Source organism: Burkholderia sp. ZZQ-2, assembly GCF_050768715.1.
GTDB lineage: Bacteria > Pseudomonadota > Gammaproteobacteria > Burkholderiales > Burkholderiaceae > Burkholderia > Burkholderia cepacia.
The window spans coordinates 20719-38462 of the sequence record NZ_LDVA01000173.1; the positions used below are offsets into that span (position 1 = coordinate 20719).

19 protein-coding genes are annotated in these 17744 nt (G+C 67.3%); 14 read left to right on the forward strand and 5 right to left on the reverse strand.

The features are described 5' to 3' along the window. The first annotated feature begins 204 nt into the window (after nucleotides 1-204). From ABY44_RS11050 to ABY44_RS11095, 10 genes are all read left to right on the forward strand, one after another. Nucleotides 205-606: a DnaJ family domain-containing protein gene (locus ABY44_RS11050; protein WP_006478536.1), complete on the forward strand. Its 402-nt coding sequence runs from the start codon at nucleotides 205-207 to the stop codon at nucleotides 604-606. After that, on the forward strand, nucleotides 603-1199 hold the full coding sequence (gene tadA, locus ABY44_RS11055) for a tRNA adenosine(34) deaminase TadA (protein ID WP_021160355.1): 597 nt from the start codon (nucleotides 603-605) through the stop codon (nucleotides 1197-1199). Before ABY44_RS11050 ends, tadA begins: the two co-directional genes overlap by 4 nt. Before the next feature lie 101 nt (nucleotides 1200-1300). Then, nucleotides 1301-2239, forward strand: coding sequence for a muramoyltetrapeptide carboxypeptidase (gene ldcA / locus ABY44_RS11060; RefSeq protein ID WP_027787124.1), 939 nt, complete (start codon nucleotides 1301-1303; stop codon nucleotides 2237-2239). Nucleotides 2240-2546: 307 nt separating this feature from the next. Further along, nucleotides 2547-3251: a GntR family transcriptional regulator gene (locus ABY44_RS11065; RefSeq protein ID WP_059694660.1), complete on the forward strand. Its 705-nt coding sequence runs from the start codon at nucleotides 2547-2549 to the stop codon at nucleotides 3249-3251. Nucleotides 3252-3400: 149 nt separating this feature from the next. Then, nucleotides 3401-4885 carry an NCS1 family nucleobase:cation symporter-1 gene (locus ABY44_RS11070; protein WP_059694659.1) on the forward strand — a complete coding sequence of 495 codons (1485 nt, stop codon included), beginning with the start codon at nucleotides 3401-3403 and terminating at the stop codon, nucleotides 4883-4885. Nucleotides 4886-4895: 10 nt separating this feature from the next. Further along, nucleotides 4896-5687 carry an aspartate/glutamate racemase family protein gene (locus ABY44_RS11075; protein WP_059624046.1) on the forward strand — a complete coding sequence of 264 codons (792 nt, stop codon included), beginning with the start codon at nucleotides 4896-4898 and terminating at the stop codon, nucleotides 5685-5687. Nucleotides 5688-5835: 148 nt separating this feature from the next. Further along, entirely contained in the window at nucleotides 5836-6789 is a 954-nt protein-coding gene (gene puuE / locus ABY44_RS11080) for an allantoinase PuuE (protein WP_060084308.1), read from the forward strand. Continuing rightward, entirely contained in the window at nucleotides 6786-7307 is a 522-nt protein-coding gene (gene uraD, locus ABY44_RS11085; RefSeq protein ID WP_027787129.1) for a 2-oxo-4-hydroxy-4-carboxy-5-ureidoimidazoline decarboxylase, read from the forward strand. The genes puuE and uraD overlap by 4 nt, the downstream gene beginning before the upstream one ends. 62 nt (nucleotides 7308-7369) lie before the next feature. Next, nucleotides 7370-8383: an allantoicase gene (alc, locus tag ABY44_RS11090; protein WP_431641193.1), complete on the forward strand. Its 1014-nt coding sequence runs from the start codon at nucleotides 7370-7372 to the stop codon at nucleotides 8381-8383. Further along, entirely contained in the window at nucleotides 8380-8892 is a 513-nt protein-coding gene (locus ABY44_RS11095; RefSeq protein WP_060170396.1) for an ureidoglycolate lyase, read from the forward strand. Before alc ends, ABY44_RS11095 begins: the two co-directional genes overlap by 4 nt. Before the next feature lie 86 nt (nucleotides 8893-8978). On the opposite strand, the gene ABY44_RS11100 is transcribed toward ABY44_RS11095, so the two are convergent. Continuing rightward, complete coding sequence (locus ABY44_RS11100) at nucleotides 8979-9944, reverse strand: LysR family transcriptional regulator (RefSeq protein ID WP_027787132.1); 966 nt, start codon at nucleotides 9942-9944, stop codon at nucleotides 8979-8981. Between the two features lie 152 nt (nucleotides 9945-10096). On the opposite strand from ABY44_RS11100, the gene ABY44_RS11105 reads away from it, so the two are divergent. Further along, nucleotides 10097-10501, forward strand: a complete 405-nt coding sequence (locus ABY44_RS11105) for a RidA family protein (protein WP_060084307.1) — start codon at nucleotides 10097-10099, stop codon at nucleotides 10499-10501. Nucleotides 10502-10527: 26 nt separating this feature from the next. Here the strand turns inward: ABY44_RS11105 and ABY44_RS11110 are convergent, their stop codons facing one another. Then, nucleotides 10528-11343, reverse strand: a complete 816-nt coding sequence (locus ABY44_RS11110; protein ID WP_060170394.1) for an aminotransferase class IV family protein — start codon at nucleotides 11341-11343, stop codon at nucleotides 10528-10530. A 134-nt stretch (nucleotides 11344-11477) separates the two neighbouring features. Here ABY44_RS11110 and ABY44_RS11115 point away from each other — a divergent pair, with 134 nt between their 5' ends. Beyond that, entirely contained in the window at nucleotides 11478-12398 is a 921-nt protein-coding gene (locus tag ABY44_RS11115; RefSeq protein ID WP_060170392.1) for a LysR substrate-binding domain-containing protein, read from the forward strand. A gap of 75 nt (nucleotides 12399-12473) precedes the next feature. Further along, complete coding sequence (locus tag ABY44_RS11120) at nucleotides 12474-12884, forward strand: ACT domain-containing protein (RefSeq protein WP_060084304.1); 411 nt, start codon at nucleotides 12474-12476, stop codon at nucleotides 12882-12884. A gap of 101 nt (nucleotides 12885-12985) precedes the next feature. Here the strand turns inward: ABY44_RS11120 and ABY44_RS11125 are convergent, their stop codons facing one another. Continuing rightward, complete coding sequence (locus ABY44_RS11125; protein WP_021160368.1) at nucleotides 12986-14179, reverse strand: urate hydroxylase PuuD; 1194 nt, start codon at nucleotides 14177-14179, stop codon at nucleotides 12986-12988. A gap of 52 nt (nucleotides 14180-14231) precedes the next feature. After that, nucleotides 14232-14585: a hydroxyisourate hydrolase gene (uraH, locus tag ABY44_RS11130; RefSeq protein WP_059694643.1), complete on the reverse strand. Its 354-nt coding sequence runs from the start codon at nucleotides 14583-14585 to the stop codon at nucleotides 14232-14234. A gap of 519 nt (nucleotides 14586-15104) precedes the next feature. Here uraH and ABY44_RS11135 point away from each other — a divergent pair. Continuing rightward, on the forward strand, nucleotides 15105-16517 hold the full coding sequence (locus ABY44_RS11135) for an 8-oxoguanine deaminase (RefSeq protein ID WP_060170390.1): 1413 nt from the start codon (nucleotides 15105-15107) through the stop codon (nucleotides 16515-16517). A 147-nt stretch (nucleotides 16518-16664) separates the two neighbouring features. Here the strand turns inward: ABY44_RS11135 and ABY44_RS11140 are convergent, their stop codons facing one another. Beyond that, nucleotides 16665-17594: a LysR substrate-binding domain-containing protein gene (locus ABY44_RS11140; protein ID WP_006478550.1), complete on the reverse strand. Its 930-nt coding sequence runs from the start codon at nucleotides 17592-17594 to the stop codon at nucleotides 16665-16667. Between the last annotated feature and the right edge of the window lie 150 nt (nucleotides 17595-17744).

Consider the following 17744-nt stretch of genomic DNA (forward strand, 5'->3'; position numbering starts at 1 on the left):
ACAGGGCCTGCATTGCGTCCGTTCGCGGGTATCTGGACAGCCCGCAGCCCGCTGCGGCGCAGCAGCGCGGCAAATGATGCCGATCGGCACGCATGCGCGGCGATTCGGCCCCTAAAAACGCAATGTCGAGCATATATTCGAAGGGCCTGTCATACCCGCGTCACCCTGCTAGAATTCGGCCTGCCGCATTGTTCCGATTGACTGATGAGATTGCTTGACGCCCTGGTCGAACAACGTATTGCCGCCGCCGCCGCGCGGGGCGAGTTCGACGATTTGCCGGGTACCGGCGCGCCGCAGGCGCTGGATGACGACCTGCTCGTGCCCGAGGAGGTGCGGGTGGCCAACCGTATCCTGAAGAATGCGGGCTTCGTGCCGCCGGCCGTCGAGCAATTGCGCGCGCTGCGCAACCTGCACGACGAAGTGCAGGCGGTCAGCGACCGTGCCGCGCGGTGCCGGCTCCAGGCGAAGATCCTCGCGCTCGACATGGCGCTCGAATCGCTGCGCGGCGGCCCGATGGTGATGCCGCGCGATTACTGCCGGCGCATCGCGGAGCGCCTGTGCGAGCGCGGGCTCGACGAAGCGTCCGCCGAAGCGGGGCCGATGTGACGTCCGACGCGCTGCACGACGCAGCCCGCCCGGCAGACACCCCGGCGGCCGAACCCGCCGCCGATTCCCCCGTTCCCGAAGCTGCGCCCGTATCGGCGCGCGACCTGCATTTCATGCGTCTCGCGCAGGCCGCCGCCGAAGAGGCGCGCGCGGCCGGCGAAGTGCCGGTCGGTGCGGTGCTCGTGCGCGGTGATGAAGTGATCGCGCGCGGCTTCAACCATCCGATCGGCGGGCACGACCCGTCGGCCCATGCGGAAATGGCCGCGCTGCGCATGGCCGCGCAGCATCTGCAGAATTACCGGATGCCCGGCTGCGAGCTGTACGTGACGCTCGAACCGTGCCTGATGTGCGCGGGCGCGATCATGCATGCGCGTATCGCGCGAGTCGTCTACGGCGCCGCCGATCCGAAGACGGGCGCCTGCGGCAGCGTGATCGACGCGTTCGCGAATCCGCAGCTGAACCACCATACCGAAGTGACCGGCGGTGTGCTCGCCGACGAGTGCGGCGCCGCGCTGAAGTCGTTCTTCGCCGAGCGCCGTCGCGCGCTGCGTGAAGCGCGGCTGGCCCGCGACGCCGAATCCGGCGCGTCATAGGCGCGCCCGCCGCCCCGACCCAAGCCGGGGCATGCACGGCTTCGTGAACCGGAGACGGTTCAGACCCTCTAAGCAGGTTTGACGACCCGACACCTTTCGCCATGTCCTTCCAGCCCGCCGCGTCCTACACCATCCGGCTGCTTGCGCCGTCCGGCTATCCGCACGACCCCGACGCGATCAACCGCGCGCTCGAGCGCCTCAGTACCGCACAGCACCGCATCGAGAACATCGAGGCGACGCAGCGGCGCTTCCAGCGGTTCGGCGGCACCGACGGCGAGCGGGCAGGCGACCTGAACCGTCTTGCCGATCCCGAACGGCCGCTGCCGGACATCGCGCTGGCGGTGCGCGGCGGCTACGGCGCCGCGCGCATCCTGCACGGGCTCGACTATCGCGGGCTCGAACGCAGGCTGCGCGACCAGCCGGTCGCGCTCGTCGGCCACAGCGACTTCACGGCACTCCAGCTCGCGCTGTATGCGAAGGCACGCATCAAGACGTTCGGCGGGCCGATGCTGTCCGCCGATTTCGGCGCGGAAACGCCGAGCGACTTCACGATGCAGCACTTCTGGCAGACGCTGACGCAGCCGAGCACGACGATCGTCGCCGACGCGCCGCAGGTGCAGAGCGTGAACGTGACGGGCACGCTGTGGGGCGGCAACCTCGCGATCCTCTCGTCGCTCGTCGGCACGCCGTACATGCCCGACATCGAAGGCGGCATTCTGTTCATCGAGGACGTCAACGAGCAGCCGTTCCGGATCGAACGGATGATCTATCAACTGCACCTGTCGGGGCTGCTCGCACGCCAGCAGGCGCTGGTGCTTGGCCAGTTCACCGGTGCGCGGCCGTTCGAGTACGACAACGGCTACGACATGCAGGCGATGATCGAGCAGGTGCGCGCGGTGGTCGGGATTCCGGTCGTCACGGGGCTCCAGTTCGGCCACGTGCCCGACCTGCTGACGCTGCCGTTCGGCGCGCACGCACAGCTGGTCGCGAATGCGCACGGTTTCCGGCTCACGCTGTCCGACTACCCGCACCTCGGCTGAGATGGGCGCGATCGATCGAAAGGCGGGTTTCCCGCCTTTTTCTTTAGGTAAGCGCGCAACTAACGATCAAGTTTTTTCGTCGACATCCGCAGCACGGTCGCCGAATTTTGCACCAGTTTTGTCAACAAAAAGGCCGGGAGGGTATACGACGAGAAGGGCCTTTGTCGTACGTCTCGGCCTTGTCGTGCATGGATTCGACGCATCATGCACCGAACGGGGTCGCGTCGATGCACGCCGATTGTGCGCAATACCGGAAAAGAATTGTTGACAATATTTATGTCCGCCCTAGGATGAGGATCATCACACGATGCCGATCATGAACGAGCCCGAAGCCCACCTGTCCGGTGCAGTCAGCCCCGAAGCGATCGCCGAGCGGATCCGCACGGCGATCCTCGAGCATCGGCTCGCGCCTGGTTCGAAGCTGACGGAGGCGCAGCTCTGCGACGTATTCGGCGTGAAGCGCGGGACGATCCGCCAGGCGCTTGCGCAGCTCGCGACCGACAAGCTTGTCGAGCTCGAGCCGAACCGCGGCGCGTTCGTCGCGAGCCCGACGCTGCAGGACGTGCACGAGGTGTTCGAGATGCGCCGGATCATCGAGCTCGCCGTGGTCGAGCGGCTCGCGACCGGGCCCGGCGCGAAGCGGCTGAAGGGCGTCGCCGCGCTGATCGACAAGGAACGCAAGGCGTTCGAGCGGCACGACTTCGCGGCGTGGATCCGGCTGTCGGGCGAATTCCACACGGCGCTCGCCACGCTGATGGGCAATGCGACGCTCAGCGAGTGCCTCGAAGGGCTCGTCGCACGCTCGACGCTGATGTCGGCGCTGTACGAATCGCACGGGCGCAGCCCGTGCTCGTGCGACGACCACGAAGAGATCCTCGCCGCGCTGGAGGCGGGCGATCCGAAGCGGGCGGTGACGCTGATGGCGCACCACCTGCAGCATGTCGAACTGAAGATGCTGGACCGGCCCGCACAAGGGCAGGTCGATTTGCGCGAAGTGTTCGGCGGCGCCTGAGCGGCGACGCGAACCCGGCCGCGCGCCACATAACGAGCGAAATGCAGGCCCGCGGTATTTGCCGCGGGCCGCTGGTCCGACTCCGGGCGTCGATCCGGAGCGATATCGATGACGGTGGAGCGGCCATCCGGTCGCGTCAAGGAGAAGTCATGGCTCAGTTCAGTGTGGCGCACGATAGCGCTTATCCGGCGGAAGAAGGCGGCGAGGGCGGCGACCCGACGCTGCCGAAGGGTTACAGCGAACGTCTGTATAACGAAGATTTGGCACCCCTGAAAAACCAGACATGGGGTTCGTACAATATCTTCGCGTTCTGGATGTCGGATGTGCACAGCGTGGGCGGCTACGTGTTCGCGGGCAGCCTGTTCGCGCTCGGGCTGACGAGCTGGCAGGTGCTGATCGCGCTGATCGTCGGGATCAGCCTCGTGAACGTGCTGTGCAACCTGATCGCACGGCCGAGCCAGCAGATCGGCGTGCCGTACCCGGTCGCGTGCCGCGCGACGTTCGGCGTGCTCGGCGCGAACGTGCCGGCCGTGATTCGCGGGCTGATCGCGATCGCGTGGTACGGCATCCAGACCTATCTCGCGTCGAGCGCGCTCGTGATCGTCGTGCTGAAATTCTTCCCGCAATGGCTGCCTTACGCGGACGTGCATCGCTACGGCTTCCTCGGGCTGTCGGCGGTGGGCTGGGCCGGCTTCATGCTGCTGTGGGTGCTTCAGGCGTTCGTGTTCTGGAACGGGATGGAGACGATCAAGAAGTTCATCGACTTCGCGGGGCCGGCCGTCTACGTCGTGATGTTCATCCTCGCCGGCTACATGGTGTGGCGCGCGGGCTGGCGCAACATCGGCATCAACCTCGGCGGCGTCAAGTATCACGGCGCGGAAGTGATTCCGGTGATGATCACGGCCGTGTCGCTTGTCGTGTCGTACTTCTCCGGGCCGATGCTGAACTTCGGCGATTTCTCGCGCTACTGCCGCTCGTTCGGCGACGTGAAGCGCGGCAATTTCTGGGGGCTGCCGGTCAACTTCCTCGCGTTCTCGCTCGTCACGGTGATCACGACGGCAGCGACCTTGCCCGTGTTCGGCGAACTCATCACCGACCCGGTCGAGACGGTCGGCCGCATCGACCATCCGACCGCGGTGATCCTCGGCGCGCTGACGTTCACGATCGCGACGATCGGCATCAACATCGTCGCGAACTTCGTGTCGCCCGCGTTCGACTTCTCGAACGTCGCGCCGCGCCTGATCAGCTGGCGCGCGGGCGGGATGCTCGCGGCCGTCGCGTCGATCTTCATCACGCCGTGGAACCTGTTCAACAACCCGGCCGTGATCCACTACACGCTCGACGTGCTCGGCGCGTTCATCGGCCCGCTGTACGGCGTGCTGATTGCGGACTTCTACCTCGTCAAGCGCGGCCGGCTCGTGCGCGACGACCTGTACACGATGTCGGAAAGCGGGACGTACTGGTACACGGGCGGCGTGAACCGTCGCGCGCTCGTCGCGCTGTTGCCGGCCGCGGTGATCGCGATCGTGTGCGTGATGGTGCCGGGCTGGCAGGGCGTCGCGAACTTCTCGTGGTTCATCGGCGCGGGGCTCGGCTTCGTGTTCTACCGGCTGCTCGTGAACACGAAGGCCTGAGGAGCGTGCGATGAAGATCCGGCTGATCAATCCGAATACGACGCAGCGGATGACCGACGCGATGGGCCGCTGCGCGCGCGAGGTCGCGGCCGCCGGCACGGAGATCGTGGCGGTGAGCCCGCCGATGGGGCCGCCGTCGATCGAAGGGTATTACGACGAGGCGCTCGCGACACCGGGGCTGCTTGCCGAGATCGCGCAAGGCGAGCGCGACGGCTGCGACGCATACGTGATCGCGTGCTTCGGCGATCCGGGCCTGTACGCGGCGCGCGAACTCGCGCGCGGGCCGGTGATCGGCATTGCCGAGGCCGCGATGCATGCGGCGAGCGTGCTCGCGCCCGGCTTCTCGGTCGTCACGACGCTCGCGCGCACCTGCGGGATGGCGTGGCACCTCGCGGAGCGCTACGGAATGAAGCGGTTCTGCCGCAACGTGCGCGCGACCGACGTCGCCGTGCTCGAGCTCGACCGGCCGGGCTCGGCCGCGCGGCGGATCATCGTCGACGAATGCCGGCGCGCGCTCGACGAGGACGGTGCCGACGCGATCGTGCTCGGCTGCGCGGGGATGGCCGAGTTCGCGCACGAAATCGAGCAGCAGATCGGCGCGCCGGTGGTCGAGGGCGTCACGGCGGCGGTCAAGTGGGCCGAGGCGCTCGTCGCGCTGCGCCTCGCGACGGCGAAGCGCGGCGATTACGCGCGGCCGCTGCCCAAGCGCTACGACGGCGCGTTCGCCCGCTTCAGCCCGCCGGACGGGGATGTGGCAGAGCCGGCCCCGAATTTGCCGCAACCGCACATACACACCGTCTGACACGCACTATCTGCGCCGCTGTATGGGCGCGTATGGGCGTTTTCGCTACACTGGGCCGTCATCGCATCGGCTTGCGCAGCCGGCCTCCGGCACCCGCGCGGTCGATGCGAACCCATTATTTCAGCGAGCTTTTGCCGCACCTCGAACCATGTCACTCGATCCCAACTATCCTCGCGACCTGATCGGCTACGGCCGCCATCCCGTGCAGGCGAACTGGCCGGGGCGCGCCCGCGTCGCCGTGCAATTCGTGCTGAACTACGAAGAGGGCGGCGAGAACTGCGTGCTGCACGGCGATCCGGGCTCCGAGCAGTTCCTGTCCGAAATCGTCGGCGCGGCCGCGTATCCCGACCGCCACATGAGCATGGAGTCGATCTACGAATACGGTTCGCGGGCCGGCGTGTGGCGCATCCTGCGCGAATTCGAGAAGCGCGGGATGCCGCTGACGGTATTCGGCGTCGGCATGGCGATCGAACGCCACCCGGAGCTCGCGCGCGCGTTCGTCGAACTGGGCCATGAAATCGCGTGCCACGGCTGGCGCTGGATCCACTACCAGGGCATGACGCCGGAACTCGAGGCCGAGCACATGCGCCTCGGGATGGAAGCGATCGAGCGCGTGACGGGCGAGCGCCCGCTCGGCTGGTACACCGGCCGCGACAGCCCCAACACGCACCGTCTCGTCGCGGAATACGGCGGTTTCCTGTACGACTCCGACAACTACGGCGACGATCTTCCGTTCTGGATGGACGTCGAAGTGTCGGGCGGCAAGACGTCGCCGCAGCTGATCGTGCCGTACACGCTCGACACGAACGACATGCGCTTCGCGACGCCGCAGGGCTTCAACACCGGCGATCATTTCTTCGACTACCTGCGCGACGCGTTCGACGTGCTGTACGCGGAGGGCGACGAAGCGCCGAAGATGCTGTCGATCGGCATGCACTGCCGGCTGCTCGGCCGGCCGGGTCGTTTCCGCGGGCTGCAGCGTTTCCTCGATCACATCGAGAAGCACGATCGCGTATGGGTGACGCGCCGTGTCGATATCGCGCGTCACTGGCGTGAACATCATCCGTATCAGCCCAATCATCGAAACGAAGGGAAAGCATGAAGGCGATGCGCTACACGTTGGATCAACTGAACACGATGGCGCCGAGCGCATTTGTCGCGGCGCTGTCGGGGATCTTCGAACATTCGCCGTGGGTGGCCGAAGTCGCCGCCGGCGAGCGGCCGTTCGCGAGCATCGACGCGCTGCACAAGACGATGTCGGGTGCCGTGGAATCGGGCGGCGAAGCGCGCCAGCTCGCGCTGATCAACGCCCACCCGGAACTGGCTGGCAAGGCCGCCGTGCGCGGCGAGCTGACGGCCGAGTCGACGCGCGAGCAGAGCGGCGCGGGCCTCGACCAGTGCACGCAGGAAGAGTTCGACAAGCTGCTGACGCTGAACCGCACGTATCGCGAGAAGTTCGGCTTCCCGTTCATTCTCGCGGTGCGCGGTTATGACCGGCACGGCATCATCGCGAACTTCGAGTCGCGCGTGAATCATTCGCGCACCGAGGAACTGCGCGCGAGCCTCGACCAGATCTACCGGATCGCGCGCTTTCGCCTCGACGACCTGATCGACGCCTGACACCGCAGTACGGCCCGCTGCGTCGCAGCGGCCGGATCGCCTCACTGAAACAAGGAAACATCATGGCTGTTCCGCTTCTCGATCCCAACGCACCCGAATTCACGCGGCGCTACGTGAATTTTGCCGACCCGCGTCTCGGTGCGCAGGCGCTCGAGGCCAGCGACGATTTCTTCGCGCCGAAGGACCGGATGCTGAACCCCGAGCCGGCCGTTTTCATTCCCGGCAAGTACGACGACCACGGCAAGTGGATGGACGGCTGGGAAACGCGCCGCAAGCGCACGACGGGCTACGACTGGTGCATCGTCAAGCTCGCGCGCCCGGGCGTGATCAAGGGCTTCGACATCGACACGAGCCACTTCACCGGCAACTTCCCGCCGGCCGCGTCGATCGAGGCCGCGTTCGTGACCGACGGCGCGCCGACGCAGGCGACCGAGTGGGTCGAGATCGTGCCGTCGACGACGCTGCAGGGCAACAGCCATCACTATGTCGACGCGAGCGACGCGCGTGCGTTCACGCACCTGCGCGTGAACATCTACCCGGACGGCGGCATTGCACGCCTGCGCGTATACGGCCAGCCGCAGCTCGACTGGGCCGGCGCGAGCGCGGCCGAGCAGTTCGATCTCGCGGCGATGGAAAACGGCGGTTACGTGGTGGCCGCGAACAACCAGCACTTCGGCGTCGCGTCGAACCTGCTGCTGCCGGGTCGCGGCGTGAACATGGGCGACGGCTGGGAAACCCGCCGCCGCCGCGAACCGGGCAACGACTGGGCGATCATCGCGCTCGCGCAGCCGGGCGTGATCCGCAAGATCGAAGTCGATACCGCGTTCTTCAAGGGCAATTATCCGGATCGCTGCTCGATCCAGGCCGCGTACGTGTCGGGCGGAACGGACAGCTCGCTGATCACGCAGTCGATGTTCTGGCCGGTGCTGCTCGGCGAACAGAAGCTGCAGATGGACAAGCAGCACTACTTCGAACAAGACATCGCGTCGCTCGGCCCCGTCACGCACGTGCGACTGAACATCATTCCGGACGGCGGCGTGTCGCGCCTGCGTCTGTGGGGGACGCTCGACAAATGAAGACGCTTGTCATCGAACCGCTGACCAGGGAAGCGTTCGCGCCGTTCGGCGAAGTGATCGAAACGGAAGGGGCAAAGCAGATCCCGATCAACCTCGGCACGACGATCCGCTTCCACGATCTCGCGAAAGTCGACGTGACCGATGAAGACGGCCGCACGCTCGTCAACCTGTTCCGCGGCCAGCCGCGCACGCTGCCGTTCGAAGTGAAGATGCTCGAACGGCACCCGCTCGGCAGCCAGGCGTTCGTGCCGCTGAACGACCAGCCGTATCTCGTCGTCGTGGCGCCCGCGGGCGATCTCGATCCGGCGAAGATCCGCGCGTTCGTGACGAGCGGGTGGCAGGGCGTCAACTATGCGAAGGGCGTGTGGCATCACCCGCTGATCGCGCTCGGCGGCGTCAGCGACTTCATCGTCGTCGATCGCGGCGGCGACGGCCTGAACCTGAACGAGCAGGACCTGCAGGAATCGCTGTGGCTCACCGACGAGGCGCTGCACGCGCTGACGGCCTGAGTCGTCGCTGGCGGTTCCGCCATGGCCGGTCGAAAACCCGCGCACGTTGCGCGGGTTTTTTCATGGTGCCGCCGTTTCGACGCGATTCAGGTCGCCGCGGTCTTGCGCGCGTCGCGCGAACCGTGGGCACCGCGGCGCCGGTCCGCGACCGGCGCATGCTCGGCGATCAGCCCGGCGGCCCAGTCGATGAAGACGCGCAGCTTCGCGCTGACGTGACGGTTCGGCGGGAACGCGACGTACATCGGCATCGGTTCGAGCTGCCATCGCTCGAACAGCGGCACCAGTTCGCCGCGGGCGCGATGCGCGCCGGCCATGTAGTCGGGTAGCCACAGAATGCCCAGCCCGGCGAGGCCGGCCTCGAGGTACGCATTGCCGTCGTCGACCGCGAGCACGTAGCGTCCGCGCACGGTGATCCGCTCACCGTCGCATGCCATCGCAAACGGCAACGCCTTGCCGGTGCGCGCCCACAGGAACCCGACGATCCGGTGATGCGAGTCCTCCAGCTCGTCCGGATGAGCCGGCGTGCCGGCACGCGCGAGATAGGCCGGCGACGCGTACACGCCGAGCCGCAGGTCGCCGACATGCCGCGCGACCAGCGAGCGGTCGGTCGGCTCGCCGCCGCGCACGACGCAGTCGACGTTCTCGCCGATCACGTCCACCACGCGGTCGCTCACGCCCATGTCGAGCTGGATGTCCGGATAGCGCGCATGGAACGCGGGCAGCGCGGGGATCAGGATCAGGCGCGCGAACGGGCTCGGCACGTCCACGCGCAGCCGCCCGCGGGGCGTCGCGGACGCCGCGGACAGGCTGGTTTCGGCATCGTCCATGTCGGCCAGCAGCCGCACGACGCGGTCGTAGTACGCGGCGCCGTCCGCGGTGACGACGACCTTGCGCGTCGTGCGGTTGAACAGCTTCACGCGCAGCCGTGCCTCGAGCTGCTGCACGAGTTGCGTGACGGTGGTGCGGCTCATGTGCAGTGTCTCGGCGGCCTTCGTGAAGCTGCCGGCTTCCACCACGCGGGCGAACGCCTGCATTGCGTCGAATCGGTCCATCGGGTCAGGGCTCCGCGTCGGTCGGGAATTGTTTGGGGGGCGCAAACAGTGTTGGACAGGGTTGCCGGTTTATTCGCCGTGCCACCGTCCTTAAAGTGCCTTCATCGTTGATGCCGGGGCGGTTTCGCCCCACAAACCGAAGGAGGTGCTGAATGGTAAAGCGTAGCGTGGTTTTTCCGCCCGGTCGGCAGGCACTGTACGAGCGCAACCGTTATTCGCCGGCGCTGCGCTCGAACGGCTTCCTGTTCGTGTCCGGGCAGGTCGGCAGCCGCGAGGACGGCTCGCCCGAACCGGAACTCGGCGCGCAGGTCCGCCGCGCGTTCGACAACCTGAACGCGGTACTGCGCGCGGCCGGCTGCACGTTCGACGACGTCGTCGACGTGACGGTGTTCCTCGTCGATCCCGAAGCGACGTTCGAGCGGATCTGGGAGATCGTCCCCGAGTACTGGGGCGACGCGCCTTATCCGACGCTGACCGCCGTCGGCGTGACCTGGCTGTACGGCTTCCAGTTCGAGATCAAGGCGATCGCGCGGCTGCCGGAGACGGTCGACGGGTGAGCCATGCCCGACACGCGGCCCGCGCGTCACGGCGCGACGGGCACCTCCTGTTCGTACGCGCGATGCAGCAGGGCGACGAACGACGACGCGTCCGGCAGCGTCGCCGTGCCGAAGCGGTGCACGGCGACACCGGGCGTCCACGAGTTCATCACGACGGCGCCGGCCATCGACGGCAGGTCGGCCGGCGTCAGTTCGCGATCGTGCTGCGCGACGCCGAGGCGCGCCAGCTGCCGGCGCACGATGCGCATCGTGACTCCGCCGAGCATGCCGGCTACCGGCCACACGACCGCGTCGCCCGTCCAGAATGCCAGGTTCCAGATCGAGCCTTCGCTGATGCGTCCGTGGCGATCGACGAATGCCGCATCGTCGAAACCCTGCGCGATCGCGCGGCGCAGGAAGTGCGTCTTGGCGACTTCGCCGACGTGCTTAATCTCCGGCAGCACGCGCTCGTGGTCGAACAACGCGAGATCGAGCGGGCCCGCCGGCCCCGACGACGGCGCTGCGGTGCGCACCAGCACGTCGAGCGCTTCGTCGTCGCGCGGCGCGACGAATTCCCCCATCGTCGTATGCACGGTCGCCGTCAGCGACAGCGCCGACGGCGCGCGCTCGAGCGCAGCGCGCAGGAGCGCGCGAATCCGGGTGTCGGGCAACGCCTGGCCGAACAGTGTGTTCGACGCATCGCGCAGCCGCGCGAGATGCAGGTCGAGGCCGCGTACGCGGCCGTCGCACACCTGCATCGCGGTGAAATGCGCGTGGCCCGCGAATGCGAGCGGCGCGAGCGCGTCCGGGGTGGCGGCACCGCCGTTGAGCTGAACGACGGACGGGAACGGGGCAACGGTCATCGGCGGATCTCCGGGTTCGGTCGCGAGCGCGGGGCGGCTCGCGGCATCGTCAAGAAAGCCTATTGTTTGCGGATTGATGGCATCTTGAAAAACGAGTAGTTTTGGAACGGTCATCAAATCCGGTTTGAAGATCGATGGAACGCATGTGGCCCGGTACACGCGCGCTGAGGACGTTCGATGCGGCGGCGCGGCACCTGAATTTCTCGCGGGCGGCCGACGAGGTCGGGCTGACGCCGGCGGCGGTCAGTCATCAGATCAAGGAAATCGAGGCGCAGCTCGACGTCGTACTGTTCGTCCGCACGAGCCGCAGCATCCGGCTGACGCCGGCTGGTGCCGTGCTGGCCGCCGCGGCCGCCGATGCGCTGGCGGGCCTGCAGCGCGCGACGGCCCGGGCGCGGCGCATCGCGCGGGAGCAGACGGAGTTGCGCGTGTCGGTCGGCGCGCGTTTCGCGACGCACTGGCTGCTGCCGCGCCTGCCGCGCTTCAGGGCCGCGCATCCGGCGTTCGAGCTGACGTTCGACATCACCGACCGGTTGCGCGATTTCGACGATGACGATGTCGATGTCGCGATCCGCTTCGGCACCGGGCGTTATCGCGACGCGTGCGCGCAGCGCCTGTTCGATACGTCGGTCGTCGCGGTCTGCGGCCCGGCACTGCTGTCGGCCGGGCCGCCGTTGCGCAAGCCGCGCGATCTGCTGCGCCATACGCTCTGCCAGGTCGATTGCGAAGTCGACGGCGTGACCTGGCCGCGCTGGTCGGCGTGGATGGCCGCGGCCGGCGTCGACGGTTTCGACGACAGCCGCTGCGTGTCGTTTCCGGATTCGAGCCACGTCGTGCAGGCCGTGACGGACGGCACGGCGGTCGGTCTTGCGGAACCGCACATGATCGCGCGCGATCTCGCGGAAGGGCGCGTCGTGCAGCTGTTCGACGTGAGCGTCGGGGTGGCGCCGGGCCTTGCTTATCACGTCGTGTATCCCGAACGCACGCAGGACGATCCGCGCATCGTCGCACTGCGCGGCTGGCTCGCGGACGAAGTCGCGACGATGCGCGCGTAGCGGTAGCAGCGGCGGCGCATGCTATCGTGCCCGCATCTCCACCGCACGATGCCCGGTTCCGGGCGTGTTCTTCCGATGAGCCAACCTGAAAACGACCTCGCGGTCCTGCTGCGCACGATGCAGCCCGAACTGCATCCGGGTGCGTTCGCCTTCGTGTCGCTGCCGGCCGATGCAGACGTATCGTTATCCGAAGTCATTGCGACGTTCCGCGAAGCGGAAGGGCTGACGGTCGTGGTCGACGAGGAAACGGCTGCACGTCGCGGCTGGCCGGTGCTGTTCCGCTCAGCCTGGATCACGCTGACCGTGCATTCCGACCTGGCGGCCGTCGGCCTCACGGCGGCGTTCGCGCGGGCACTCGGCGCGGCCGGCATCAGCTGTAACGTGATGGCGGCCGCGTATCACGATCACATCTTCGTGCCGTTCGACGACGGGCCGCGCGCGCTCGATGCGCTCGTCGCGCTCCAGCGCGACGCGACGCGCGGCTGACGCGCGAAGGGCATCCGGGACGCGCCAAAAAGAACGGGCCCGTCACCGGGCCCGAGAACGGAGAGGATTGCACCGGGCACTCACACCCGGCGCACGGTGGCTTACTTGTTCGCGCCACCCTCGAACCAGGCGGCGAGCTTCGTCCGCTCGTCGTCGGTCATGTGCGTGACGTTGCCGATCGGCATCGCCTTCAGGCGCACCGCCTGTTCGTAGATGCGCTGTGCGTTCTTCGACACTTCGTCCGGCGTGTCGAACATCACGCCCGCGGGCGCGCTGCCCATCAGCGTCGGCTTCGACGAGTGGCACTCGACGCAGCGTTGCTGCAGGATCGGCATGATGTCGTTGATCACGATCTTCGGTGCGTTGGCCGCCTGCGCTTCCGGCGCGACCGGCTTCGGCATCGTCCAGACCAGCGCGCCCGACAGCAGTGCGACGCCGCCGATCGGCAGGTACCACAGCTGCTTGCCGCGGTGACGCATCACGAAGAACTGGCGGATCAGCGCGCCGGCCAGCATGATCAGCACGAGCACGACCCAGTTGAACTTGTTCGTGTAGGTCATCGCGTAGTGGTTCGACAGCATCGCGAACACGACCGGCAGCGTGAAGTACGTGTTGTGCACCGAGCGCTGCTTGCCGCGCTTGCCGTAGATCGGGTTCGGCTCTTCGCCCTTGAGCATCTTGTCGACCATCTTGCGCTGGCCGGGGATGATCACGAAGAACACGTTCGCCGACATGATCGTGGCGAGCATCGCGCCGACGATCAGGTAGGCGGCACGGCCCGCGAAGATATGGCACGCGAGGTAGGCGGCGGCGACCACGTAGATGCCGACGCAGATGCCGAGCACGCGGTCGTTGGTGCCGAGGATGCGGCACAGCGAGTCGTAGACGATCCAGCCGGCCGCGAGGAAGCCGAGTGCGGACGCGACGGCGACCACCGGGCCCATGTCGAGCACGCTCTTGTCAATCAGGTAGGTGTTCGGTGCGAGCAGGTACAGCACGAAGAACAGCGAGAAGCCCGACAGCCAGGTCGTGTACGACGGCCACTTCGACCAGTGCAGGTCATCCGGCATTTCCGGCGGGGCGACCGTGTACTTCTGCATGTTGTAGAAACCGCCGCCGTGGACATGCCACAGCTCGCCGAACACGCCGCGCTTGCGCTGGTTCGGGTCGGTCGGCGGTTTCAGGCTGTTGTCGAGCGCGACGAAATAGAACGACTCGCCGATCCACGCAATGGCGACGATGACGTGCAGCCATCGCAGCGCGAGGTTCAGCCAGTCGGTGATGAAGCCTTCCATGAAACTCCTCCAGACTCAAATCGTTTGTTTGATGCGGGCGCTGATTCGAATGTCAGCTGCCGCGATAGGTGCTGTACGACCACGGCGACACGAGCAGCGGCACGTGGTAGTGCGAAGCGGTGTCGGCGATGCCGAAGCGCAGCACGACGCGGTCGACGAAGCGGGGTTCGGGCACCTTCACGCCGAGCGACGCGAAGTAGTCGCCGGCGTGGAACACGAGTTCGTATTCGCCGGCGGCGAGCGCGGCGCCTTCGAGCAGGGGTTCGTCGCAGCGGCCGTCGCTATTGGTGAGCACGGTCTTGAGCGCGCGGCGCGATTCGCCGTCCAGCGCGTAGAGGTCCACCTTGATTGCCGCGCCGGGACGGCCGTGCGCCGTATCGAGTACGTGGGTAGTGAGCTTTCCCATTCGTTGTGTCCTTATGTGAATGCGGGGTTCGGCGGCGACTCGATCCATTGACTGTGCGGCGGATCGAGGCTCCACGTCACGTGGCTACATACCCGTCGGCGAGATTGAAGCGAGCGCCGTGCAGGCATTGTAAAAAGGTTCCCCGCGCAAATACGGGCGCGATATCAAAGATAATGCGCCGCGCATGAGCGGCTGTCGACGGTATGCCGGATACCGCTTCCGGCGGGCTTTTCGGGTGTTTCCGGCCTTTCGCCGGGCGGTGCGCGGCGTACCATATCGAAACCGTGAAGCGCGGTATTCCGGATCGCGCATTGTGTGCGGCGCGTGCTTGGGCGATCCTCCCGCCGTGCGCGTCGGCCTGTGGCCCGCGCGTACCCCGAAGACGGCGAGCACGCCGGGTAACCGGGCCAGGGCGTTCGAACGGACGCAGGCACCGGAGCGTGCCGCGATTCAGCGTTCGAACGGCTGTGTGACCGCCTCCAGGATCAACGCCTGGAGGCAGACCGACGCGGAGAACGCATGAACCTCGAGCAGCACGCTGGCGCACGCGCGCCGAACCCTTCCTCATCCCGCCCGAAAACCCTGCTGGTCAAGCACGCCGACGTGCTCGTGACCATGGACGACACGCGCCGCGAGCTGCGCGACGCCGGGCTTTACATCGAAGACAACCGGATCGTCGCGGTCGGCCCGAGCGCCGAGCTGCCCGACACGGCCGACGAAGTGCTCGACCTGCGCGGCCACCTCGTGATCCCGGGGCTCGTGAACACGCACCACCACATGTACCAGAGCCTGACGCGCGCGGTGCCGGCCGCGCAGAATGCCGAACTGTTCGGCTGGCTCACGAACCTGTACCAGATCTGGGCGCACCTGACGCCCGAGATGATCGAGGTGTCGACGCTCACCGCGATGGCCGAGCTGCTGCAGTCGGGCTGCACAACGTCGAGCGACCACCTGTACATCTACCCGAACGGCAGCCGCCTCGACGACAGCATCGGCGCCGCGCAGCGGATCGGCATGCGCTTTCACGCGAGCCGCGGCTCGATGAGCGTCGGCCAGCGCGACGGCGGGCTGCCGCCCGATTCGGTCGTCGAGCGCGAGCCCGAGATCCTGCGCGACACGCAGCGCCTGATCGAGACCTATCACGACGAAGGCCGCTACGCGATGCTGCGCGTGGTGGTCGCGCCGTGCTCGCCGTTCTCGGTGAGCCGCGAGCTGATGCGCGACGCGGCCGTGCTGGCGCGCGAATACGGCGTGTCGCTGCACACGCACCTCGCGGAGAACGTCAACGATATCGCGTACAGCCGCGAGAAGTTCGGGATGACGCCGGCCGAATATGCGGAAGATCTCGGCTGGGTCGGCCACGACGTGTGGCATGCGCACTGCGTCCAGCTCGACGATGCGGGCATCGGCCTGTTCGCGCGCACAGGCACGGGCGTCGCGCACTGTCCGTGCTCGAACATGCGGCTCGCGTCGGGCATCGCGCCGGTGAAGAAGATGCGTCTCGCGGGCGTGCCGGTCGGCCTTGGCGTCGACGGCTCCGCGTCGAACGACGGCGCGCAGATGGTCGCGGAAGTGCGGCAGGCGCTGCTGTTGCAACGGGTCGGTTTCGGGCCCGATGCAATGACCGCGCGCGAGGCGCTCGAGATCGCGACGCTCGGCGGCGCGAAGGTGCTGAACCGCGACGATATCGGCGCGCTGAAGCCCGGCATGGCCGCCGACTTCGCCGCATTCGACCTGCGCCAGCCGCTGTTCGCGGGGGCGCTGCACGATCCGGTCGCGGCGCTCGTATTCTGCGCGCCGTCGCAGACGGCGTACACGGTGGTGAACGGGAAGGTGGTGGTGCGGGAGGGGCGGCTGGCGACGCTCGATCTGCCGCCTGTCATCGCGCGGCATAACGCGCTGGCGCAGGCACTCGTGGAGGCGTCGCGCTGATGCACTGAACTGGAGAGTGCGCCGCGCGCTGCACGTCGGGCGCGTGGCGGCCGGGGCCGGGATCCGTCACGCCCGGCCGCACGAGGCCGCTTCGGGCGACGCCGGGCCACTCCGCAGCGGCGTGGCCGGCGCGCGCGTCGTGCGCGCTTACGCTTCGATCAGCGTGCGGGTGGCTTCGGCGACGAGGCTGCGCAGCCAGCGCACTTCGTCGGAGTAGTGGCAGCGCTCGTGCCACAGCTGGTAGTACTGCATCGGCGGGAAGTCGAGCGGCGCCGGCACGACCGACAGCGGCAGGAACTTCGCGTAGTGATCGGCGAACAGGCGCGTCGTCGTGAAGATCAGGTCGGACTTCACGAGCACGTACGGCGCGAGGTTGAAGTACGGCAGCGTGACGACCACGTGGCGCTTGAGCCGTTCGCGCGCGAGATGCACGTCGATCGCGCCGCGCTGGCCGACCGAGTACGGCGTCGGCGCGAGATGCGGCGCGTTCAGGTACTGGTCGAGCGTGAGCCCGCCACGCTTCGCGAACGGGTGCGTGTTGCTCATCAGGCAGACGATTTCGTCGACGAACAGGTTCGACAGGTGCAGTTGCTCGGGCGGTTCGGGCCAGTTGCCGACGACGATGTCGAGCTTGCCGTCCTCCAGCGCGAGCTCGTAGTCGAATGCGGGGCCGAGCGAATGGAACTCGAGCGTCGCGTTCGGCGCGGCCAGGCGAAAGCGCTCGACGACGGTCGGCACGAACAGCACGTTCAGGTAGTCGGGGCAGCCGATCCGGTAGCAGCGGATCGACGTGGCCGGGTCGAAGTTGTGCTGCTGGAACTTGATCCGCTCGATTTCACGCAGCGCGTTCTGCACGGGCTCGAGCAGGCGCAGCCCGTATTCGGTCGGCACCATGCCGGATTTGCCGCGCACCAGCAGCGGATCGCCGGTGATGTCGCGCAGGCGCCGCAGCGCGGCGCTGATTGCCGGTTGCGACTGGTTCAGTTTGACGGCCGCGCGCGTGACGCTGCGCTCCATCAACAAGGTGTGCAAGACGCGCAAGAGGTACGTGTCGATCGCCTCGCGTTGCTGACTCATGATTTCTCCGGGTTATATGGCTGGGCTGATCGAGGGGTACTGTGGGTATATCGTTTTTAATATGAACGAAAATCAGCGTCAAGAGATGGATACCCGCAGGCACCCGCCGGCCGGGCCGCGACAAGGGGCCTGAACGGGGCTGCAAGTGGG